This is a genomic window from Flagellimonas taeanensis, assembly GCF_003584105.1.
Taxonomy (GTDB): Bacteria; Bacteroidota; Bacteroidia; order Flavobacteriales; family Flavobacteriaceae; genus Flagellimonas; species Flagellimonas taeanensis.
In genome coordinates, this window is the sequence record NZ_QXFO01000028.1 from 149927 (window position 1) to 171092 (window position 21166).

The following is a 21166-nucleotide window of genomic DNA, read 5'->3' on the forward strand; positions in this document are numbered from 1 at the left end:
TGTTTATATTTAGGAGCAGAAAGTTACAAATACATCCAAAACCATGAAACTACTGAAGCGTGTTTTGCTGCTCCTTGTCCTGATTATAGGAGTGGTCGTCTATCTGAATTACCCCAAACTGAACATTATCTCCGGTTATGCGGCCAAAAATGTGGCTTCGGGGGTCTATGTGGCCCACCGTTCCGCGGCAAGCATGAACCAATTTGACAACAAGGCCCCCTTGATAGAACTGGCTTCCACCGAACTGGACGAAAGCAAGGAAGCGGCCTCTTCCACGGTCTATGGACTGATGAAACGCACCGCGGTGTACCGTGATGGCCTGGGGGCCGTGTTGGTGAATGACGATTATGATCCTACAAAGCTCACCATTCGTCCCCATCGGAGCAAAACAATGGACACTATCCCCTACCCCTACGGACAGGCGGACCCCTTGGACACCATTTTGCCAGAAGTGGACATGGATCTGATCAACAAAGCGGTGGCCATGGCCTTCGCCGACCCGGAAACGCAGAAAACCCGAACCTTTCTCATATTGTACAAGGGACATTTGATCGCGGAGCGGTATATCGATGGGTTTGATAAGGATACCCCTATTTTAGGTTGGTCCATGACAAAGAGTGTGTTGGCCACTTGTTTCGGGATCTTGGAACACCAAGGGAAACTGGAGATGGATTGGCCGGCCCCCATAGCCGAATGGAAGGATGACGAGCGCAAGAACATCACCTTGGACCACCTGCTCCGTATGCAGAGCGGACTGGAATGGGACGAGGACTACAGCACCATTTCCGATGTGACCCGCATGTTGTTCCTTGACAGTGACATGACCCAGGCCCAAAAGGACAAGAAGGCCATAGCGGAACCTACGGAAATCTGGAACTACTCTTCTGGCACCAGCAACCTGCTCTCGGGAATCCTCCGCCAGCAGTTCAGGAGCCATCAGGAGTACTTGGATTTTCCCTACGAGACCCTTGTCGACAGGATTGGGATGCAGTCCATGGTCCTTGAGGCCGACATCGCCGGTAATTATGTAGGCTCGTCCTATGCTTGGGCCAGTACGCGTGATTGGGCCCGTTTTGGACAATTGTACCTCAATAAGGGCAATTGGAACGGCGAACAGGTCTTCGCCCCGGAATGGGTGGACTATATCACTACGCCCACCATCCATTCAAATGGCACCTATGGTGCCCACTTTTGGCTGAATGCCGAAGGGAAATATCCCGATGTACCCAAAGACCTCTTTAGTTGCAATGGCTTTGAGGGGCAGCATGTGTTCATAATTCCTTCCAAGGATTTGGTGGTGGTACGGACCGGATTGGCCGAAGAGCCTTATTTCGATGTGAACGGAGTGCTGTCAAACATCGTGAAAGCCGTACCGTAAATCGAGATGATACCTTGAAAATGGAAACTAACCACAACAAAGGAACAGTTCACAACATTAATTTCATTTGCGGGAACACTGGTGGTACATTTACGATGTAATTAATTCTGAAAGTAATTTTTTCATTTTCATATAGTGTTCTCGTAAAAGAGTCTTGACCCACGTGGCAAGGCTCTTTTTGGTTTTGGACCAATTGAAATTGGCCAATGAACAATAAACAGTCAACAATGTACAATTGTTTCTTGCCCATTGGAAACTGTATTACGCAATCCTATTATTCCATTCAAGCGGTCTATGTTCTATTCTCTTCGGTCCATTGACACAAATCGTCGGTCCATTGACACAAATCGCACGAATAACTTGTCATTCTGAGCAGAGCGAAGAATCTCTTCACTGTGGATTCAAAACAGAAAAAGGACAAGGTGTATTTCACAAAAGCGCTGGATTACCACAACTAAGGGAAACTTCACAACATTAATTTCATTTGTGGGTATATCGGTGGTACATTTACCGTGTAATTAATTCTGAAAGTAATTTTTTCATTTTCATATAGTGTTCTCGTAAAAGAGTCTTGACCCATGTGGCAAGGCTCTTTTTGGTTTTGGACCTTTCTGGAATGCACTGCTTCCATACGAAAATCTAAAAATCTAACCATCCAACTGTTCAAGTCTTCTAGTCTATGTTCCATTCTTTATGGTCTCCATTGACACAAATCGTACGAATAACTTGTCATTCTGAGCAGAGCGAAGAATCTTTATTAAATGAACAATAATCAATGAACGTTGAACTACGGAATCCACTTGTCCTTGCCGAAATCGGGCTTGCGCTTTTCCAAAAAGGCATTACGGCCTTCCTTGGCCTCGTCGGTCATGTAGGCCAAACGGGTCGCTTCCCCGGCAAAGACCTGCTGCCCCACCATCCCATCATCGGTAAGGTTCATGGCAAATTTCAACATTTTGATGGAAGTCGGTGACTTGGCCAAGATTTCCTGTGCCCATTGGTAAGCAGTGTCCTCCAGTTCGTCATGTGGGATCACGGCGTTCACCATGCCCATTTCATAGGCTTCCTGCGCCGAATAGTTTCGGCCCAAAAAGAAAATCTCCCGGGCCTTTTTCTGCCCCACCATCTTGGCGAGATAGGCCGAACCGTATCCTCCATCAAAACTGGTGACATCAGCATCGGTCTGTTTAAAAATGGCATGTTCCTTACTGGCCAGGGTCATATCGCACACCACATGCAAGCTATGCCCTCCCCCAACAGCCCAACCGGGCACTACGGCAATGACCACTTTGGGCATAAAACGGATCAGGCGTTGCACTTCCAGGATGTTCAGGCGGTGATAGCCGTCCTCGCCCACATAACCTTGGTGCCCACGGGCTTTTTGGTCACCCCCGCTACAGAAGGCCCATTTGCCATCCTTGGACGAAGGTCCCTCGCCGGAGAGCAATACCACGCCGATGCTGGTGTCCTCCTGCGCATCGTAAAAGGCTTTGTACAGTTCGCTGGTGGTCTTGGGCCGGAAGGCATTGCGTATATCGGGGCGGTTAAAGGCGATACGGGCCACGCCATTACATTTTTTATAGGTGATGTCCTCGAATTCCATGGCGGTCTGCCAGTTGGGTGATTCCATAGGTGTGTGTTTTGTTGGAATACAAAATAAAGGAAAATCTGCCTTATATGGTTTTTACAGGGTGCAGTAACTGCAATTCCATCTGTGCCAACATTTTAGGATTGATGGAAAAGAAGAAACATTTACAAGGAACTTTCCGATGTAGATTTATCAAAGCCCAGACAGACCACCTGGGCTTTTGTTTACCATTAACGGAATTTAAGACATTGGATTTTTAGCGTCAAAATTTCTATGGTTTGCATCAATCTACCCCGAGGCTTCACTATACATTCGTGACAGTTTAAAACCCAAAAATCTCATTATCATGAAAAAATTAATGATGTTAGGTGTGTTGTTTATCGGACTCACCTCTTATGCCCAGAATACGAACAATGTACAATTAGGTGTACGCGGTGGTGCCAACTTTGCCACTGTGGCGGGGGACAATTTTGATAGCCCGGACTCTAGGACCTCTTTCTACTTGGGTCTGTTGGCTGAAGCTCCTTTGTCCGACCACGTATCCTTGCAACCTGAGGTCTACTACTCTGCCCAGGGTTTTGATATTACGGATGAACCCGACACCCCAGATGCGCAATTTCAGGTAGATTACATCCAAGTACCGGTACTTTTGAAATTTTATATTGCTGATGGCCTGAATATTCAGGCAGGACCACAATTTGGTTTTAAGGTAAATGAGGAAATTGATTTTAATCCCGGAGAGGATTCTGGTGATTTTGATTCCGATTCCATCAATAGCTTTGACTTTCAAGGAGCGGCTGGCGTTGAATATAAATTTCCTTCAGGATTCTTCATCCAAGGACGATATTCCTATGGTTTTTCCGAGATGATCGAGGATGTTGACATCCATAACTCTGTATTTTCTGCAGGACTTGGGTTCATGTTCTAGGGAAACGGCCCATTACTGAAAAAAGAAAATCAAAAGCTCCATCTACCCTAGTATGATGGAGCTTTTTTGTGCAATACATCTTCCTATACTGTTAAATTTTGTGGAGCCACTAATTAATCGTAATATTGCGATTAAGTAAAACGCATGGGAACGTCCAAGACTGAAATTTTCACAGACCAACAGAATGAGATAGCCCTACTGGCAAAGGTTTTGGGCCATCCGGCCCGAGTGGCCATACTACAGCATCTTTTTAAGATGGATTCTTGTGTGTGTGGAGATTTGGTGCAGGAAATAGGATTGGCCCAACCCACTATTTCACAACATTTGAAAGAATTGAAACTTTTGGGCCTCATCAAGGGAAATGTGGAGGGGACCAGCGTATGCTACTGTATCGATGTGGAGAATTGGTCAAAAATGAAGGAAACCATGCATGGCTTTTTGAATCAGGACCTCCCCAAAACGGATTGCTGTTGAACCTAACATGAAAACTATGGCATTGTTCCCAAAACTGGAAGAATTTGTATCCAATTTGCACTTGGACTCCCTCACTGAAGAAAGAAAATTGACCCTTCAGCCTTTGGTTGATTTTGTCCAACAAAACGTAAACGAGGAAGTACGCATCAATTTTATCTGCACCCATAACTCTCGTCGGAGCCATTTGTCCCAGATTTGGGCGCAGGCATTAGCCCATCATTTTGGGCTGAAAAATGTACAGTGTTATTCCGGCGGTACCGAGGTAACTGCCCTTTATCCCATGGTGGCCGAGACACTTCGGAGCACCGGTTTTGAAGTCCAGCCCCTTTCGGAGGGGAACAACCCAGTGTACTACATCAAGTATTCGGATAGCACACATCCGGTAATCGGGTTTTCCAAGAAGCTGGACCATGGCTTTAACCCAGGGTCGGGATTTGCGGCCGTCATGACCTGCGATTCCGCCAACGAAGCCTGCCCTTTTGTTCCTGGAGCCAAAAAAAGGATCCCGATCACGTATGAAGATCCAAAAGTATTTGATGACACACCGCAACAAGCTGAAAAATATAATGAAAGAAGTAGGCAAATTGCCTCGGAAATGTACTACGTTTTCAGCCTGATCCAATAAATTGCGCTCCATAGAGTTGATTCTTAGCGGTATGACATAAAGGTGACATCCAAATGTCGTGGTGCTGACAACATGGGCCAGTTACCTTTGTCCAGAATCAAAGACATAAAAGCATGAGCAGCACATCATCAATTGGAGAACGGTTAAAATATCAGAGAAAGAGCAAGGGATATTCCCAAGAGGAGCTCGCCCAAAGGACCAATGTCACCGTACGGACCATTCAACGTATTGAGGGAGAGGAAGTATCACCCCACCTGAACACGGTAAAACTCTTGGCCGCCGCCTTGGAGGTCGAGGTAAGCGACCTTCTCCCCTTGCATGACCCCAAAGAAGAGACCCTGAAGAAGAAATGGCTTTTGCTCATGCATGCCACGCCCTTGTTGGGCATATTCCTTCCGTTGTTCAATGTGTTGGTGCCCCTTTTTCTCTGGATCCACAAACGGGAGGACAACCCCATTTATAACGAGCACGGTATCAAAGTGGTCAACTTCCAGATTACCACCCTGCTTTTTGCCGTCTTGTCATTCATCAGTTTGCTCACCATAGAAAAATGGGGGTTCTTCATTTTCATTTCCGTGGTTCCCATCTGTATCGGAATTATGATCTTCAATATCATTTATGTACTACAAACGGATAAGTGTTTCTATCCATTTTCCATTCCTTTTTTAAGATTGAAAAAGAGGAAGGCCCTTGGATTGATACTTTTGATCGGTCTGTTGGTCATCTCCAGTTGTTCACAACCACGTCCAGAAACCATTGAGCGGTTGGACGGATCGTTGATCACCAAGGACTCAATTACCCATAAGATTTACCAGCTGATGGCCGATGCTGAAATATACGGAATGGCCATATCCATATTCAATGACAACCAACCCGTGTACCAAAGGGTTTTCGGGTACAAGGATTATCCCAATAAAGAAGTGTTGACAGATTCCACCAACATCTATGGTGCCTCTTTCAGCAAGGCGGTTTTTGGGATCTTGGTGATGAAATTGGTGGAAGACGGGGTAATTGACCTGGACACTCCATTGGAATCTTATTTGCCCCAAAGAATTTACGAATATGCCCCACAGACCCGTTGGCATGATGATTTTTCCGACTTGAAGGAAGATTCACTCTATCCTAAGATCACGGCAAGGATGTGCTTGGACCATACCACTGGATTTAAAAACTACAGATGGTTTGAGGACGATCAAAAATTAAAGGTGAACTGGGAACCAGGGACCAAATTTGGCTATAGTGGGGAAGGTTTGATCTATCTGCAGGTGGTTTTGGAGAAACTGACCGGGGAAGGATTGGAACAGTTGGTCCAAGAGCATATTTTCCAACCTCTGGGTATGGAAAACTCGGCCTATGAATGGAAGGATCGGTTTAATAAAGACTTTGCCCTTGGGCACAATGAAAAAGGGGAATCACTTAAAAAAGACAAGGACAATGAGCCAAGGGGTGCAGGAACATTGGAAACCACAGCAGAAGACTACACCAAGTTTTTATCGGCGGTCCTCAATCAAAGATTGATCAGCAAGGCTTCTTATGATCAGATTTTTAGTCCGCACATCAGGATCAGGTCCAAAAAACAGTTTGATGAGGGGGAGAGTACCATTACCGACAAATATGACAACATCAACTTGGGTTACGGACTGGGCTGGGGTTATTTTGAAACGCCCTATGGAAAAGCAGTGTTCAAAGAAGGCCATGGAAGTGGGTTTGTGCACCATTCCGTACTTTTTCCGGAATCGGGCAAAGGGATTATGATCATGACCAATTTTGAACGGGGAAACAGCATTTTCAAAGAGTTGCTCGAAGTCACCCTGCAAGATGTTTACACGCCGTGGGAATGGGAAAACTATATTCCATACAATAAATAAGGGTCGTTTTTTGAAAACAATAAAACTATCTTTACATTGGTTTTTTAAGAACGTTTGAACATTGATTATGGGAAAGAATACCTACACCGTTTCGGTGATCCAATTGAATTTGAACAATACCCCCGAGAACAATTTGAAAAAATGCACGGATTGGGTCAGAAAAGCAGCCGCCAAAGGCGCTGAGATCATTTCGCTGCCCGAACTCTATAGCAGCCATTATTTCTGTCAGAGCGAGGACACGGAAAATTTTTCCCTTGCCGAACCTTTGTACAGCACCTCTTTCAATGCATTCAGTGCCTTGGCCAAGGAGTTGGGCGTGGTCATCATCGTGCCCTTTTTTGAAAAGCGGATGGCCGGGGTGTACCACAATAGCGCCTATATTATTGATGCTGATGGATCGGAAGCAGGATTGTACCGAAAAATGCACATTCCGGACGACCCCCATTTTTATGAAAAATTCTATTTCACCCCAGGGGATTTGGGTTTTAAGACCATTCCCACCCAAAAAGGGAAAGTGGGGACGCTCATCTGTTGGGACCAATGGTATCCGGAAGCGGCCCGTTTGACGGCCCTCCAAGGTGCCGAAATCCTCTTCTACCCCACAGCCATAGGCTGGCATCCAAAAGAAAAAGAGGAGTTTGGGGAAAAACAACATGGTGCCTGGATGAACGTCATGAAGGGACATGCCGTGGCCAATGGGGTCTATGTGGCAGCGGCCAACCGGATCGGACTGGAAAAATACCTGCCCGGCACGGATGGGATTGAGTTTTGGGGTTCCTCCTTCATTTGTGGACCACAGGGCGAAATACTGGCCCAGGCCTCTCCGGACCAAGAAGAAATACTATTGGCCGAGGTCGATTTGAGCTTACAGGAAAACGTGCGTCAAAATTGGCCTTTCCTACGGGATAGACGAATCGACATGTATGGGGCCATCACCAAAAGAGCTATTGACTAATGGCGGCAGCATCGTGGCGATTTCCCGCTGAATGGGAGAAACAACAGGGCATTTTACTGTGCTTTCCACACAATGGCAATGATTGGCCCGGTAAGTACGGAGCCATTCAATGGGCCTTTGTGGAGTTCATCAAGAAAGTGGCCACCTTTGAAGAGGTATTACTCGTAGTGGCTTCGGAAAAGCTCAAGGACAAGGTCCACGAAATGCTCAAATTGGCACATGTGGACACCGATAGGGTATCTTTCATTGTCCACAAGACCAACCGCAGTTGGATGAGGGACTCCGGCCCCATCATTGTAAAGAACGGAGCGCAACGAAAGGCATTGAACTTCAATTTCAATGGTTGGGCCAAATATTCCAATTACAAACTGGACAGACATGTCCCGCAGAAGGTATCCGACTTTTTGAACGTTCCTTTGGAACAGGTGACCTACAAAGGGAACCCCGTTGTGCTTGAAGGTGGGGCCATTGATGTGAATGGAAAAGGAACGCTGATCACTTCCGAAGAATGTCTTCTAGATCCCAAAATCCAAGTTAGAAACCAAGGATTTACCAAGGAGGATTACGAAACAATATTCAAAGAATATCTGGGGGTCACCAATACCATTTGGCTGGGAGATGGTATCAAAGGGGACGACACCCATGGACATATCGACGATTTAGCTCGATTTGTGGACGCAGAAACCATTGTCACCGTTGTGGAATCGGACACATCCGACGCCAACTATGCACCACTTCAGGACAACCTTAGACGATTGGAAAATGCAGTCTTGGAAAATGGAAAGAAACCCAGATTGGTAACGCTTCCCATGCCCAAACGGATTGATTTCGAGGGAATAACGCTTCCAGCAAGCTATGCTAATTTCTTGATTTTGAACAAGGCCGTGCTGGTGCCCACTTTCAATGATGCTCGCGACCGCGACGCCTTGAACATTTTGACAAGTGTCTTTCCAGACCGGGAGGTCATCGGCATCAGTGCCATAGACCTTATATGGGGATTCGGGACCTTACATTGCTTGAGCCAGCAGATACCGGAATAATAAAACCAATTAAACCAGATCAAAGAACAGGCATCAGTGGTGCATATGCTCTTTATCTTTTGCTTTTCTCCTCTATCCATTTGGCCAAGTACTTTGTACTGGTCAAAGTTTCATGGTGCAACAATCGTCCTATGAAATTTCGGTCACGGTGTTGGTTCAGCTGCTCCCCCACTTCATCGAAATGTATCTTTAGTTGGGGTCGAAGGGTTTCTTTTTGGTATAAGGTGTTGATCATTACGGTTCCATTGGTTTGGGCAGTGGTCCATTGCTCTCGGTGCTGATACAACTCCACCGCTGCTCTTGCAAAAGCGGACCAATCATCCGTAACGGTTCCGTTCCAAGGTAGTCCTATGTGCATACCTTCCGAACCGATGGGGGTTGTGATGCTCGGAGTTCCGTGAATCATAGCGTCCAATAATTTGCCTTTGATGCCGGCTCCAAACCGTAAAGGAGCCAAAAGCAGTCGATGCTTTTGGAGAACATTGCTCACATTTTCGGCCCAGCCCACCACATGAAATCCTGTTTTGGGGTCGTGCAGCTCTCTGATATGTTGCGATAGGTAAGCACCATAAATGTAGAGATTGGCTTTGGGCAGTTCCTTTCGGATCAGTGGCCAGATAGTGTTTTTCAACACGCTAATGGAATCCACATTGGGCGCATGTTTTCCGTTGCCAATGCAGACAAAATCGCTCCGCTCTTCAAAACTTGGCCATTGTTGAACAGTTTCCTGAGAAATGCGATCCACCAGAAAAGGTAGATGGAACAATAGGGCCTTGGGAATGGCCAGTTCCTGTTGCAGGAGATGCATTTCATAAGGGGAGATCATCAGGGTGATGTCACTCCGATAGATACTACTTGCCTCCCGAAGGGTCATCGGATGGTTTTTCCATTGGTCCAACGAGAACTCCCAACCTTTCTTCACAGCCTCTTCCCTAGCCTTTCGCAAGGAGTGAAGGTCTTCGGTGTTCAGTATACGTAGGGCCTTGGGTGCAAATTCAGCGACCCGCCAGCCAAACTGCTCTTCCACCATAAAGCGGTCAAAAATCACGGTATCTGGCCTCAGATTGACCAAAAAATCGTCAAAACTGGAATGGTTCAGTACAATGGCAGCCTCTGTAATGCCCAAATCGTTCAGATCCAGGCTAAATTCGGTTTTTGCCGCAGTGGAGACAAAAGTGATCTCATACCCAAAGGAGATGAAAGTTTCCAGCAATTGCAGCATGCGGCAACCGGCCGCTGTGGTCTTCGGTTCTGGCCAAACATGGCCGATGACGAGAAGTTTTTTTGCCATACAAAGGACTTTCGCTACAATTCCAAAATTTAAGTTGTCTTTGTTTGGACACGAATTGTACTCAATTCAAACAAATCCAAATAACCCAATAACAGAACAACCCAATGATTACCTACATCCTTGCGGCAAATTTCTGGGAGATACTGGAACGCAGTTTCCGCTCATAGTCTTCCTCCAGCCACTCTTTGTAGTTTTTGGTGTTGTTCATGATGCAATAGGAGTACTGCTTTACCCGATAGGCGATCTCATCCTTGAGCTCTTTGGCCAACAATCGGGCATCGAACACATCTTCGCTGTTCTCCACACAGATCTGGGCATGTTGCTCTATGCTACGCTCCAAAACCAATTTCGATTTTTTCCCTTCGGCAAATACTTTTTTATATTCTTCCTTGATGTCAAAGGTGATGTTGTCGGACTTGCTGAATTTTGCCCGAAGTTCATCGGGCATCTCATAAACAAAATCACGTTCAATGTCCTCATCGTTCTTGATGTTCTCCAGATAAAAATCAGGGAAATGGAAAATCTCCTGCCAGTCCACTGGCGAATCCCACGGTCCGAAGCGGGCAATGTTGTTTCCCATGTCCACCACATTGAACTCATCCTTGTCTGGCAATATCCTAGATCCCCTTCCGATCATCTGAAAATAGAGGGTGAGCGATCTTGTGGCCCGGTTCAGGATGATGGATTGCACCGTAGGTTCATCAAAGCCCGTGGTGAGGATGCTCACCGAGGTCAGGATGGCATCCGGGGTTTCTGCGAACCAGTCCAAGATCTCCCGTCGCTCGTTTGCAGTGTTCTTGTTGTCCAGGTGACGGATATTGTACCCTGCCTTTTTGAAGGTTTCGTACACATACAAAGAGGTATTGATCCCATTGTTAAAGATCAATGTCTTGGTACCTTTTGCGATTTCCTCGTAAGCGGACAGCAGTTTGCCCAACATACTGTGGTTTCCATAGAATTCATCAGAGGATTTTACCGTGTAGTCCCCGTGAATGCCCAGTTTGAGGGTTTTGAGGCTCACATCATAATTGTACAGTTTGGCCTTGGCCAAAAAGTTCTTTTCAATCAATGATTTTATGGACTCCCCAATGATCAAGTGCTTGTAATGGTCCTTCATGGGGAGCTTGATGTTGGAGCTCAATGGTGTTGCGGTCACCCCGAGGATGGTAGATCCTTCGAAGTACTTGAACAGTTTCCGGAAGGAATTGTAGTGTGCTTCATCGATGATGACGAGCCCAATATTGTCAATTTTCACCTTTTCCTCCTGCAGCCTGTTGTTCAGGGTCTCTACCATGGCCACAAAGCACATATAGTCCGCTTGGTCCTGGAGTTCCTTGACCTCGCTGTTGATGATCTTGTTCGCCACACCGAAACCGTGGAGCATTTGGGAGGTCTGTTTGCTCAGCTCTATCCTGTGGGTCAGCACCATTACCTTTTTTCCGGTATTCTGGATGAACCTTCGGGTAATTTCGGAAAACACTACCGTTTTACCCCCGCCCGTGGGCAATTGGTACAGGATATTGGTCCCTTCCGGGAGTTCTTCCAAGTGCTTGAAGATCTTGCGCAGGTCTTCTTGCTGGTAATCGTACAGTGTTTTCGTGTTGACTTGTTTCTTTACCTCCAAAGGAAAATAGGTTATGATGGGTTCCAAATTAAAAAACCCTACAAAATTAGGGGTTTTTTGGGCTTCTGGGAAGATATGACCTTGCTTTTCTATCAAGATACTATCAACAATTGGTTTTGAAAGGTGATTTTGCCCCATTCATCATTTTGGGTATAACATTTTGATAACAATAACATATACGGTTTGGAAAATAGGGCATAAAAATGTATACTGTAAGCTTATAACACTAAGAAACCATATACAGGAATGAGGCAGCTAAAAATCATCAAACAGGTCACCAACCGGGAATCCAAATCACTGGACAAATACTTACAGGATATCAGTAAGATTGATTTGATAACTGCTCAGGAAGAGGTGGAACTCGCACAAAAAATCAGGGCCGGGGACCAATTGGCCTTGGAAAAGCTGACCAATGCAAACCTCCGTTTTGTGGTATCCGTGGCAAAGCAATACCAGAACCAAGGACTCAAGCTGCCCGATTTGATCAACGAGGGAAATGTGGGCCTGGTGAAAGCGGCCAAGCGGTTTGATGAGACCAGGGGCTTCAAGTTCATTTCGTATGCGGTTTGGTGGATTAGGCAGTCCATCCTTCAGGCCCTTGCAGAGCAATCAAGGGTGGTCCGACTTCCCCTGAACAAAATTGGCTCCATCAACAAGATCAAAAAAACCTTCTCCTATCTGGAACAGGCCCATGAACGGCCTCCATCCGCAGAGGAAATTGCCAAGGAACTGGACATGACCGTTACAGAGGTCCAACAATCCTTGAAAAATACAGGAAGGCACGTGTCCATGGATGCCCCTCTTAAGGAAGGGGAAACCTCCAACCTCTACGATGTGCTCAGGGCCGGGGATTCCCCAAAACCGGACAAAGGACTGATGCACCAGTCCCTAAACACGGAAATCAACCGAGCTTTGGATACCCTCTCCCCCCGCGAGGCCGATGTGGTCCGATTGTATTACGGCATCGGAAACCAGCCTTCCATGACGCTGGAGGAGATCGGGATTACTTTTGACCTGACCCGAGAACGTGTGAGGCAGATACGGGAAAAGGCCATCCGGAAATTGAGGCATGCCTCCAAGAGCAAGATTTTAAAATCCTATTTGGGGTGACCATAAATAGAAAAGGGGATGCGAAATAGCATCCCCTTTTCCATGATATCACATAAACACTTATGGGTGGCTCAATTGATTGATATCAGAATCAACGAGCATTTCGTTCAAATCCCTAATAAAGTTAATGTAGGCGGTGTTTTCTTGGTTGTAATTTTTCATAGATCAACATTTGGGGTTAGTCAATTATAAATAATCAAGTTCGGCAAGTTCATTGATGCTCAGGATTTCGTTGAGTTCTTGAAGGAATGCCAAGTATTCTTCTCCGTAGGTGTCGTATAACATCGCTGTCGTTGGTTTATGTTTGGGTCTTTGGTTATAACGTGAATCTAGCTCAAAGATTATGGTTCGACAACAAATTGTGGCGAAATACGGGACAATGGTTGTGAAATTCCATTTTCATTTTGTTTCCAAAATATCCAGTGCCACTTCAAAGTCAAGATCGGGATCTACCTTGCTGGGCCTGATGTTGAATTCGTCATAGATAAAGCAAAGGTTCATGGGCAGTCTTCTGCGCTCGCTCTCTGTGATCAATCCCAACTTGGACAAAAGGGCACATTTGACCTCAAAGGCCTTATTGCTTATTTTAGGGTCTTCATGGGTCTCCAGTTCGGTGAGGAACGGGATTTCCTTCTTGTCCCCCACTTCCAACATTTCGTCCATGAGCATCAATCGGCACTCCAGATCTTTGGTGTGTTGGAACAAAGGGTAGAAAACACTTTGCAAGTAGGTTGGAAGTCCGTTTTCTATCATGGTGTTTGGTTTTTAAATGGTTCTGAGCACCTGCATTTCGAAGTCCACTTGTTCCTCCACACTTGGGAATTCTGCCAAGAACTGATTGTATAGGAACGAAAGGTGTTTCATGTCCTTGTCCGTTCTGCAAAGGATAGCCATTTGCTGGGCGGTTTCCAAAAGACCAAAGGTCTTCATCATCCGGAGGCTAGGAACCACTTTTTGACAAGCTAGGTCCAAGGATGCGTGGTCCTCATTCTTGATGTGTATATGTGCACCGCCAATGAACTCCAGTACATTTTGACGGAACATCCGCACCAATTCTTCCATAAGGTCCATTTGGCCCATGCACTCCTCCAAAACAGATTTAAGGCTTATGCTATGGTTAGCTTCTGGTTCGAGGCTTTTTTCTATGGTCTGAAAATATGCTGGCATAGGGTTTCCTGTATTCTTCATGTTGCTTTCTTGGCTTTGGGCCAATGTCCTAAGTGCTTTTAACAGTTCCCGCTGCTCGTTGTTCAATGGGGTGTTTTCCAAAGCATCGATCAATTTCATAATGGTAGGCTGCTTTTGGGGTACTTTTTGTCGGTCCGCAGGGTTTCCTCCCAAGCCTTGAATGCCAGCTCTTTGGCAAATTTCTTCAAGCTGTTTGATTTCGCTCACGCCAAAGACTTTGTCCTCTAGGCCATGTTTGAATATTTCAAAGGATTTTTTCAGTTCACCGGCCTCAACCGTGCCCAGTTCCTCATAAGAAAAAGAGCTCAATCCTATTTCCAGTTTTTCCAAGTATGAAAGCAGTTCTCGTGTTCCCAAAATTGTACGGGTAAAAAAGTTAATATTCCATACTAAAAATCTGGATAAAACCAAGGGATCACAATTTATTGTTCCGTAGGATTCGGATTTTGTTGTCAAATTGCGTTATTTGTAGGTGTAAAAAACCGACCATGAAACACTTTTATCTTTTCTGTAGCCTACTCCTATTCATTTCCTGTGGGGAAAAGCAATCCAAAAAAGTTGAAACCTTGGAAGAAAAAGCACAACGCATCCATGATTCCGTCATTACCATTGACACGCATGATGATATCAACATCAACAATTTCACGGACAGTATCAACTACACTCAGCGACTGGACACCCAAGTGAATCTTCCCAAAATGGAGGAAGGCGGATTGGATGTGGCTTGGCTGATTGTTTATACAGGCCAGGATTCACTGAACGCCGAAGGCTATGCCAAGGCATCCGAAAATGCGATTTCCAAGTTTGAGGCCATCCACAGGCTGTGTGAGGAGATTGCCCCAGACCAAATAGAACTGGCCCTGAATTCTGCCGATGTGAGACGAATCGTTGCCGCCGGGAAAAAAGTGGCCATGATTGGGGTTGAAAATGCCTATCCGATTGGAGAGGATATGTCCAAATTTGAAGAATACCATAAACGAGGCGCACGTTATATTTCGTTGGCACACAACGGGCACAGCCAGTTCAGCGATTCCAACACCGGCGAGCAGGACAGCATTTGGCTGCACAATGGACTCAGTGAGCTGGGCAAGCAGGCGGTTGCCGAAATGAACCGATTGGGGATCATGATCGATATTTCCCATCCTTCCAAAGCGGCCATGCTACAGATGGTGGAGCTTTCCAAGGCCCCTATCATAGCTTCCCACTCCTCTGCGCGGGCGTTGTGCGGGCATAGCCGAAACCTGGACGACGAACAGCTCTTGATGCTCAAGGAGAACGGAGGCGTGGTCCAAACAGTGGCCTTTAGTTCTTACCTGAACACGGAAAAACATGAGGCGCGTGCCGAATATATGAAGGGCGTGTACCAAAAAGTGGCCGATTCCCTTGGAATAGCATGGTACGAACGTTCGCAGTTTGCTTCGTTGACACCGGAACAGCGTCAGGTATTTTTTGACAATTATGGCAAAATACGGCAGATCGGAGAGGAACTGGCCCAAAAGGATCCGAACACTCCGCCAGCTGTAAATGTTTCCGACTTCGTGGACCATATCGACTACATCGTGAAGTTGATCGGGATAGACCATGTCGGTATCAGTTCCGATTTTGACGGAGGTGGTGGTATTGAAGGCTGGTCAGATGCTTCGGAGACCTTCAACGTGACCTTGGAATTGGTGAAACGCGGCTATTCTGAAGAGGACATTGCCAAATTATGGGGCGAAAACCTGTTGCGTGTTCTGGACGAAGTTCAGGCTGTGGCCAAGACCATCAACTAGGGGTCAGGAATTTTCCTCCTTTTCCTTTTTGGCCAATCGGTCCTTTACGTACTCGATTTTGGTCTTGCCATGGGGCTTTGGGTTTCCCTTTTCATCGAGGTTCACCATGATGATGTTGTCCACGGTGACAATGCTTTCGTGCGTCATTTTGTTCCTGACCTCACAGTTCAGGGATATGGAAGTGATTCCGAATTTGATCACGTCGATGCCTATTTCAATGATATCGCCCTCCACGGCGGTGCTCATAAAATTGATTTCGGACATATATTTGGTGACCACTTTCTTGTTTTCCAACTGAATGATGCTGTACAGGGCAGCTTCCTCATCTACCCAAGCCAGGACCCTACCGCCAAAAAGAGTTCCATTGGCGTTCAAATCTTCTGGTTTTACCCATTTCCTTGTATGAAATCGCATGGTTGAAACTTTTTAAAATTCAGCACAAAGGTAGCGCAATATCATAAAGGTTTTCTTCGGCGAGGCAGTGAATTTTCCGTATTTGCCAATTTGAAACATTTCAGTATCAGGGAGTACGGAGTCGATAAAAATGGAAGCTCCAAATCTCAAAATTGATGATTCAGCGATCATCCGAATAAGTCGCCCAAGGTATTCAAGGTGTTTTTGGGGATATGCAGGTCGCACCCCAGTGCCGGATTGAGCCGTTTGATGAAGTAGGCCGAGAGCAAAGGTGATTCCAGTTCCATATTTTGGTGGACAAAAAAGTGGATGTTCTTCAATCCTTGTGATTTCCATATGACGAGACGTTCCACCCAATCGTCCAACCGTGGAAAATCGGATTCGTGATTGGCTCCCACATATCGAATAAAGGCCTCGTTGTTGGTGAGACGCATGTGCATCAGGTCCCTCCGGCCAGCCGTATCCACAAGCACATTGGCAATGTTGTTCTCTTCCAACAAGTGGTAAAGTTCCTGTGCCACTTTTTCATCATTGAACCAATCCGTATGCCTGAATTCCAGGGCCAAGGGAAATTCTTTGGGCCAATATTCCACAAAGCGCACTACCCTATCCCAGTTTTTGGGTCCAAAATTGTTGTGCATCTGCAAAAAAATGGTGCCGAGTTTTTCTTTTAGCAAGGAAGTGACCTCCAAATAATGGTCTACGACGGCATATACTTGCTCGTTGAGTCGACGAAGGTGGCTCACTTCATTGGTCATTTTGGGGAAGAACTTAAAGTCTTCCGGGGTCTTTTCATACCATTTTTCATAGGTGTCTGGAGGAAAAATACGGTAGAAGGTAGCGTTGAGTTCAATACAATTGAACTGGGAGGAATAGTAGGCCAACTCGTCCTTGGTGCCCCTAGGGTAAAAATTCTTCAGGTCCTGTCGGTTCCATTTCGCGCAGCCCACATAGACCTGGGTATCGCCATCCTCTTTATATTTTGAAAGAAGGGCCGCCGTGTCAGCGTGGTCTTGCGGGATAGTGAAATCAATAAGCTCGGGATGGTCTACCTTTCCGAATTTCATAATGACAAAAATTTGGATATTAAGTGGTCTATATCAAGTTTGCTATAGCTGTCGGATCTTTATGTTCCGGAACCAGGCTTCAAAATACCAATCCTGAAGGGCTATCTTTCCTTGCGTATTTTTTCCAAATTCCGGATGGTTCTTGAAATGGGTAGCGGCCACTTTTTCTTGCCATTCCGGCGTGGTAAAGTCTTGGACAGCCGTAAGTGTCCCGTTCAGGTAGAACTCCACTTTCCCATCCACCTGCTTGATGCGTGTTTGGTTCCATTGCCCAGATTTGGTGTCGGCCTCATTTTCTTGTGGCGAAAACGCATAGAGACAACCTGATTTCTTGACCGCTACATCATGGTCCATGTGGTCGGGATCCAGGATCTGATATTCTGGCCCGCTTTGCCAAGCTGCACCCAACTCTGGTTTTTCCTGCACATTGATGAAGATGCCACTATTGCCCCGGCCAGAGATTTTCCATTCCAAGATGAGTTCATAGTTTTCATAGACCTTGTCCGTGACCAAGTCCCCTTGCTGTTTGCTTTCGTCCTTGGCATTGCAATAGAGCTCCCCGTTTTTGACTTCCCAGGCCAAATCGGCACCCGGTGCATTGTATAGGTGCCAGCCGTTCAAGGTTTTGCCATCAAACAGCAGTTCCCAACCCTGCTCTTTTTCGATGTCTAGCAGCTGGTTGTGCGTTTCATTCTCCAGGGCCATTTTCTTGGTATGCCACGTTTGGGGTTCCTGTTTCTGTTTTTCATTTTTACAGGCCGTGATCAAAAGAATGGAAATGACCGGGGCAAGAAATTTTATGCGCATGTTTTTTTGGTTTTCGATTGTTTTGGTTCTGGCTAAAGATACTCAAATTGGATACTTCTCATTCAAAATTAGCCCAAATGATGCTGTTCATAACATCGTTGACAACTATTGTGGATTGAAAAAGTGTCGGCTTTTTGAATACGTAACTTTATTAAAACTTCTGCCATGGATTCACGATCCAAGAGTCTTTTGGACATTCGTCCGGACGTTAAACAGTCGCATTTCAATAGTGAAATGGGTTTTGATGAACGTTTTCAGAACCAAACTTTACGGCCTGTGATCAAAATTCAGAACGATTTGCTGATCGAAGCTTTCAAGAACTATGTGGGAAAGCACAAAGGTGTTTTTTATGATCTCCCCCTTGAAAAAAAATTACAGTACATCGAAAGGGCCATTCAAAAGGACATCAAATTCAGGAACTCGCTCAAAGGGATGATCATTGGTCAGTTCACCGTTGAGGAGTACCGGGATTATATCTCCAATTCCTCGGCACTGAACAAGCGGATGATGAACATGGTCATCGAACGGTTAAAAGACCAAGTGCAACTTTTGGACCACGAAGCCCTTTTACAGCACTGATTCCCCGTTCAAATTGGTGGTGAGGATATTGCTCATCAGGTCAAAATAGGGCCGGATGGCACGATAGGATTTGTCCACTTCCTCCAAAAAAGAACCCGACAACACTTCCTTGTCCGTAAAATTGCGGACAAAGATGAACTGCTTGAGCTTGATGAGGTCGATGTCGGGGTGTTCCTTGTCAAAGCCTTTGGGCATGGTCTTTAAGGCATCTCCCTGGATCTCTCCCCAAATGGATTTTAATGTTTTTTGGTTGATGGTCTTTCTGAACTCTTCGGCATCCATTTGTAGTTCTTTTCTGATCCTGAACAAGTCTTCCTTGTTCGGGTCCCAAAATCCGGTGGCCAGAAAAGACCCGTCTGGTTTCAGGTGAATGTAATACCCACCCCTCAAATGGGCGCCCAATCTGGAAAAGGATGCGGCCAAATGGGTTTTGTAGGGTGTTTTGTCCTTGGAGAAACGCACATCACGGTATATGCGGAACATTTTCATTTTCTCGATTTCATCATGGTGGCTCAACTTGTCCTTGACCGCTTCAAAAAAGGATTTCACCGCTGTTTCATGGGATTTGAAAGTAGTCTTGTTTGCTTCGAACCACTCCTTGTTGTTGTTCTTTTCCATTTCCTTCAAAAAACTGAAAGTCGCTTTGGAAACCGTAGTATTACCGACCATATTTTGATAAAATGTTATTTTTAAACTAAAGTTAGTTTTTTCTATCTGCCTATGGTAAGGATTTATCTAATTTTAAGACTAGAAAGAGCAGTATGGACAAGAATAAAATAATTTCGGAACTGAACAGGCACAAAAAATTGCCCTATCTGGATTTCAGATTGAAGCAAGAGACCGAAGATTTCACAGATACGCTTTTTTATACCCTATTCGATTCCAACACCCCCGTGGCGGTAAATTTGGAGCTGTTGGAAAAAAAGTTCAACGGCTTATTGGACATGGCCTGTTGGGAACTTGAAAGACCCAACAATGAATTATGGGACGAATATGTTTCCCACTTGCCCGAGATTTTGGAAAAACTCAACTTGGATGCCGAGGCGATTCTGAACTGTGATCCTGCTTCTCTGTCCCTACGGGAAATCTATATGGCCTACCCAGGGTTTTATGCCATTGCCATCTACCGCTTGGCCCATGAACTTTATGTTCAAGGCGTGCCTTTGATTCCCAGGTTGATGACCGAGTACGCGCATAGACAGACCGGTGTGGACATTAACCCCGGAGCCAAGATTGGAAGGTCGTTTTTCATCGATCATGCCACAGGTGTGGTCATTGGGGAAACGGCAATCATTCACGATAATGTAAAAATATACCAAGGGGTAACACTTGGAGCCCTTTATGTGGCCAAAAATCTGGAGAAGACGAAAAGGCATCCCACCATTAAGAACAATGTCACCATCTATGCCAATGCTACCATTTTGGGAGGTGATACAGTAGTGGGCGAAAACTCCATTATCGGGGGAAATGCCTGGATTACATCTTCGGTGCCCCCCAACTCAACAGTTTATCATACCCCCGAAATCAAAATAAAGACAATACCCAATGTCTAAAACCATTCTAGACCTTATAGGCAACACTCCTTTGGTGGAGGCCAAAGTATTGAACACCAATCCCAACGTAAAAGTACTATTCAAGCTCGAGGGCAACAATCCTGGGGGAAGCGTCAAGGACCGACCTGCTTACAATATGATTAAAAGCGGACTGGAACGAGGGGATTTTTCCAAGGATTCCAAATTGATCGAGGCCACCAGTGGTAATACCGGCATTGGTCTGGCCATGATCGCCAGTCTTTTTGGATTGGACATTGAATTGGTGATGCCTGAAAATTCAACCAAAGAAAGGGTGCAGACCATGCGTGCCTATGGCGCGAAAGTAACCTTGACCCCTGCTGATGTGGGCATTGAAGGAGCCCGCGATTATGCGGAGGCCAAAGTGACGAATGAAGGGTATATCATGATGAACCAATTCTCCAATGAAGACAATTGGAAGGCCCACTACAAAACCACAGGTCCTGAAATTTGGCGGGACACTGATGGGCAAATTACCCATTTTGTATCAAGTATGGGGACCACGGGGACCATTATGGGGACCTCTACTTATTTAAAGGAGAAAAATAAGGATATCCAGATTGTGGGCGTGCAGCCTACGGACGATTCCAAAATCCCTGGGATTCGTAAATGGCCAGAAGAATATCTCCCAAAAATATTTGACCCCAAAAAAGTGGACACGGTCATGGAGGTCAGTGAAGCGGATGCTACCCTAATGGCCAAGAAACTGGCCAAGGAAGAAGGCATTTTTGCAGGGATGAGCAGCGGTGGAGCCGCTACTGTGGCCTTCAGGCTGGCGGAAACCCTGAATAGCGGAACCATTGTTTCCATAGTGTGCGACCGTGGGGACCGATACCTTTCCTCTGACCTTTTCGATTAAGATTGACCACATTTTTGATATCAAATAT

The 21166-nt window shown here is 45.8% G+C and carries 21 protein-coding genes; 12 read left to right on the forward strand and 9 right to left on the reverse strand.

What is annotated here, in order from left to right; translation table 11 throughout:
• Window positions 1–43: 43 nt before the first annotated feature.
• Window positions 44–1378, forward strand: coding sequence for a serine hydrolase domain-containing protein (locus D2V93_RS18050; RefSeq protein WP_119620427.1), 1335 nt, complete (start codon window positions 44–46; stop codon window positions 1376–1378).
• A 787-nt stretch (window positions 1379–2165) separates the two neighbouring features.
• Here the strand turns inward: D2V93_RS18050 and D2V93_RS18060 are convergent.
• Window positions 2166–3008: a 1,4-dihydroxy-2-naphthoyl-CoA synthase gene (locus tag D2V93_RS18060; RefSeq protein ID WP_119620429.1), complete on the reverse strand. Its 843-nt coding sequence runs from the start codon at window positions 3006–3008 to the stop codon at window positions 2166–2168.
• 304 nt (window positions 3009–3312) lie between these two features.
• Between D2V93_RS18060 and D2V93_RS18070 the strand changes: the two genes are divergently transcribed.
• The 6 genes from D2V93_RS18070 (at window position 3313) to D2V93_RS18095 (ending at window position 8856) form a co-directional block, all read left to right on the forward strand.
• Window positions 3313–3894, forward strand: coding sequence for a porin family protein (locus D2V93_RS18070; protein ID WP_119620431.1), 582 nt, complete (start codon window positions 3313–3315; stop codon window positions 3892–3894).
• Between the two features lie 144 nt (window positions 3895–4038).
• Window positions 4039–4368, forward strand: a complete 330-nt coding sequence (locus D2V93_RS18075; protein WP_119620432.1) for an ArsR/SmtB family transcription factor — start codon at window positions 4039–4041, stop codon at window positions 4366–4368.
• A gap of 16 nt (window positions 4369–4384) precedes the next feature.
• A complete protein-coding gene (locus tag D2V93_RS18080; protein ID WP_119620433.1) occupies window positions 4385–4993 on the forward strand; it encodes an arsenate-mycothiol transferase ArsC in 609 nt (202 codons plus the stop codon).
• Window positions 4994–5106: 113 nt separating this feature from the next.
• Window positions 5107–6861: a serine hydrolase gene (locus D2V93_RS18085; protein ID WP_119620434.1), complete on the forward strand. Its 1755-nt coding sequence runs from the start codon at window positions 5107–5109 to the stop codon at window positions 6859–6861.
• Between the two features lie 67 nt (window positions 6862–6928).
• Entirely contained in the window at window positions 6929–7816 is an 888-nt protein-coding gene (locus tag D2V93_RS18090; protein ID WP_119620435.1) for a carbon-nitrogen hydrolase, read from the forward strand.
• Window positions 7816–8856: an agmatine deiminase family protein gene (locus D2V93_RS18095; RefSeq protein WP_119620436.1), complete on the forward strand. Its 1041-nt coding sequence runs from the start codon at window positions 7816–7818 to the stop codon at window positions 8854–8856. The genes D2V93_RS18090 and D2V93_RS18095 overlap by 1 nt, the downstream gene beginning before the upstream one ends.
• Before the next feature lie 52 nt (window positions 8857–8908).
• On the opposite strand, the gene D2V93_RS18100 is transcribed toward D2V93_RS18095, so the two are convergent.
• Together D2V93_RS18100 and D2V93_RS18105 are read right to left on the reverse strand one after the other, a co-directional pair.
• On the reverse strand, window positions 8909–10147 hold the full coding sequence (locus D2V93_RS18100) for a glycosyltransferase (RefSeq protein WP_119620437.1): 1239 nt from the start codon (window positions 10145–10147) through the stop codon (window positions 8909–8911).
• 112 nt (window positions 10148–10259) lie between these two features.
• Window positions 10260–11771, reverse strand: a complete 1512-nt coding sequence (locus D2V93_RS18105) for a DEAD/DEAH box helicase (RefSeq protein WP_072882070.1) — start codon at window positions 11769–11771, stop codon at window positions 10260–10262.
• Window positions 11772–12017: 246 nt separating this feature from the next.
• On the opposite strand from D2V93_RS18105, the gene D2V93_RS18110 reads away from it, so the two are divergent.
• On the forward strand, window positions 12018–12881 hold the full coding sequence (locus D2V93_RS18110) for a sigma-70 family RNA polymerase sigma factor (protein ID WP_119620438.1): 864 nt from the start codon (window positions 12018–12020) through the stop codon (window positions 12879–12881).
• Between the two features lie 399 nt (window positions 12882–13280).
• Here the strand turns inward: D2V93_RS18110 and D2V93_RS18115 are convergent, their stop codons facing one another.
• Complete coding sequence (locus D2V93_RS18115) at window positions 13281–13634, reverse strand: hypothetical protein (protein ID WP_072881899.1); 354 nt, start codon at window positions 13632–13634, stop codon at window positions 13281–13283.
• Between the two features lie 12 nt (window positions 13635–13646).
• Entirely contained in the window at window positions 13647–14426 is a 780-nt protein-coding gene (locus tag D2V93_RS18120; protein WP_147377432.1) for a hypothetical protein, read from the reverse strand.
• A gap of 131 nt (window positions 14427–14557) precedes the next feature.
• Between D2V93_RS18120 and D2V93_RS18125 the strand changes: the two genes are divergently transcribed.
• Window positions 14558–15841 carry a dipeptidase gene (locus tag D2V93_RS18125; RefSeq protein ID WP_119620440.1) on the forward strand — a complete coding sequence of 428 codons (1284 nt, stop codon included), beginning with the start codon at window positions 14558–14560 and terminating at the stop codon, window positions 15839–15841.
• Window positions 15842–15844: 3 nt separating this feature from the next.
• On the opposite strand, the gene D2V93_RS18130 is transcribed toward D2V93_RS18125, so the two are convergent.
• From D2V93_RS18130 to D2V93_RS18140, 3 genes are all read right to left on the reverse strand, one after another.
• A complete protein-coding gene (locus D2V93_RS18130) occupies window positions 15845–16255 on the reverse strand; it encodes an acyl-CoA thioesterase (protein WP_072881906.1) in 411 nt (136 codons plus the stop codon).
• Window positions 16256–16422: 167 nt separating this feature from the next.
• The gene (locus D2V93_RS18135) at window positions 16423–17322 is read right to left on the reverse strand and encodes a DUF72 domain-containing protein (RefSeq protein WP_119620441.1); all 900 of its coding nucleotides are present in this window, start codon (window positions 17320–17322) and stop codon (window positions 16423–16425) included.
• A 42-nt stretch (window positions 17323–17364) separates the two neighbouring features.
• Window positions 17365–18129 (reverse strand): 3-keto-disaccharide hydrolase, encoded by a 765-nt coding sequence (locus D2V93_RS18140; protein ID WP_119620442.1) that lies wholly within the window; start codon window positions 18127–18129, stop codon window positions 17365–17367.
• Between the two features lie 165 nt (window positions 18130–18294).
• Between D2V93_RS18140 and D2V93_RS18145 the strand changes: the two genes are divergently transcribed.
• A complete protein-coding gene (locus D2V93_RS18145; RefSeq protein WP_119620443.1) occupies window positions 18295–18708 on the forward strand; it encodes a glyoxalase in 414 nt (137 codons plus the stop codon).
• On the opposite strand, the gene D2V93_RS18150 is transcribed toward D2V93_RS18145, so the two are convergent.
• Entirely contained in the window at window positions 18697–19377 is a 681-nt protein-coding gene (locus tag D2V93_RS18150; RefSeq protein ID WP_119620444.1) for a DUF2461 domain-containing protein, read from the reverse strand. The two genes, D2V93_RS18145 and D2V93_RS18150, sit on opposite strands and share 12 nt — an antisense overlap.
• Before the next feature lie 92 nt (window positions 19378–19469).
• Between D2V93_RS18150 and epsC the strand changes: the two genes are divergently transcribed.
• Together epsC and cysM are read left to right on the forward strand one after the other, a co-directional pair.
• Window positions 19470–20261 (forward strand): serine O-acetyltransferase EpsC, encoded by a 792-nt coding sequence (gene epsC / locus D2V93_RS18155; RefSeq protein ID WP_119620445.1) that lies wholly within the window; start codon window positions 19470–19472, stop codon window positions 20259–20261.
• On the forward strand, window positions 20254–21138 hold the full coding sequence (cysM, locus tag D2V93_RS18160) for a cysteine synthase CysM (protein ID WP_119620446.1): 885 nt from the start codon (window positions 20254–20256) through the stop codon (window positions 21136–21138). The genes epsC and cysM overlap by 8 nt, the downstream gene beginning before the upstream one ends.
• The last annotated feature ends 28 nt before the right edge of the window (window positions 21139–21166 follow it).

Excerpts from the sequence above, each read along its gene's own strand:
- D2V93_RS18060 (WP_119620429.1), bottom strand. The coding sequence starts at position 3,008 with ATGGAATCACCCAACTGGCAGACCGCCATGGAATTCGAGGACATCACC.
- D2V93_RS18140 (WP_119620442.1), bottom strand. The coding sequence starts at position 18,129 with ATGCGCATAAAATTTCTTGCCCCGGTCATTTCCATTCTTTTGATCACG.
- D2V93_RS18130 (WP_072881906.1), bottom strand. The coding sequence starts at position 16,255 with ATGCGATTTCATACAAGGAAATGGGTAAAACCAGAAGATTTGAACGCC.
- D2V93_RS18110 (WP_119620438.1), top strand. The coding sequence starts at position 12,018 with ATGAGGCAGCTAAAAATCATCAAACAGGTCACCAACCGGGAATCCAAA.
- D2V93_RS18100 (WP_119620437.1), bottom strand. The coding sequence starts at position 10,147 with ATGGCAAAAAAACTTCTCGTCATCGGCCATGTTTGGCCAGAACCGAAG.
- D2V93_RS18070 (WP_119620431.1), top strand. The coding sequence starts at position 3,313 with ATGAAAAAATTAATGATGTTAGGTGTGTTGTTTATCGGACTCACCTCT.
- epsC (WP_119620445.1), top strand. The coding sequence starts at position 19,470 with ATGGACAAGAATAAAATAATTTCGGAACTGAACAGGCACAAAAAATTG.
- D2V93_RS18125 (WP_119620440.1), top strand. The coding sequence starts at position 14,558 with ATGAAACACTTTTATCTTTTCTGTAGCCTACTCCTATTCATTTCCTGT.
- D2V93_RS18085 (WP_119620434.1), top strand. The coding sequence starts at position 5,107 with ATGAGCAGCACATCATCAATTGGAGAACGGTTAAAATATCAGAGAAAG.
- D2V93_RS18095 (WP_119620436.1), top strand. The coding sequence starts at position 7,816 with ATGGCGGCAGCATCGTGGCGATTTCCCGCTGAATGGGAGAAACAACAG.
- D2V93_RS18090 (WP_119620435.1), top strand. The coding sequence starts at position 6,929 with ATGGGAAAGAATACCTACACCGTTTCGGTGATCCAATTGAATTTGAAC.
- D2V93_RS18150 (WP_119620444.1), bottom strand. The coding sequence starts at position 19,377 with ATGGTCGGTAATACTACGGTTTCCAAAGCGACTTTCAGTTTTTTGAAG.
- D2V93_RS18080 (WP_119620433.1), top strand. The coding sequence starts at position 4,385 with ATGGCATTGTTCCCAAAACTGGAAGAATTTGTATCCAATTTGCACTTG.
- D2V93_RS18145 (WP_119620443.1), top strand. The coding sequence starts at position 18,295 with ATGGATTCACGATCCAAGAGTCTTTTGGACATTCGTCCGGACGTTAAA.
- D2V93_RS18115 (WP_072881899.1), bottom strand. The coding sequence starts at position 13,634 with ATGATAGAAAACGGACTTCCAACCTACTTGCAAAGTGTTTTCTACCCT.
- D2V93_RS18135 (WP_119620441.1), bottom strand. The coding sequence starts at position 17,322 with ATGAAATTCGGAAAGGTAGACCATCCCGAGCTTATTGATTTCACTATC.
- cysM (WP_119620446.1), top strand. The coding sequence starts at position 20,254 with ATGTCTAAAACCATTCTAGACCTTATAGGCAACACTCCTTTGGTGGAG.
- D2V93_RS18050 (WP_119620427.1), top strand. The coding sequence starts at position 44 with ATGAAACTACTGAAGCGTGTTTTGCTGCTCCTTGTCCTGATTATAGGA.
- D2V93_RS18075 (WP_119620432.1), top strand. The coding sequence starts at position 4,039 with ATGGGAACGTCCAAGACTGAAATTTTCACAGACCAACAGAATGAGATA.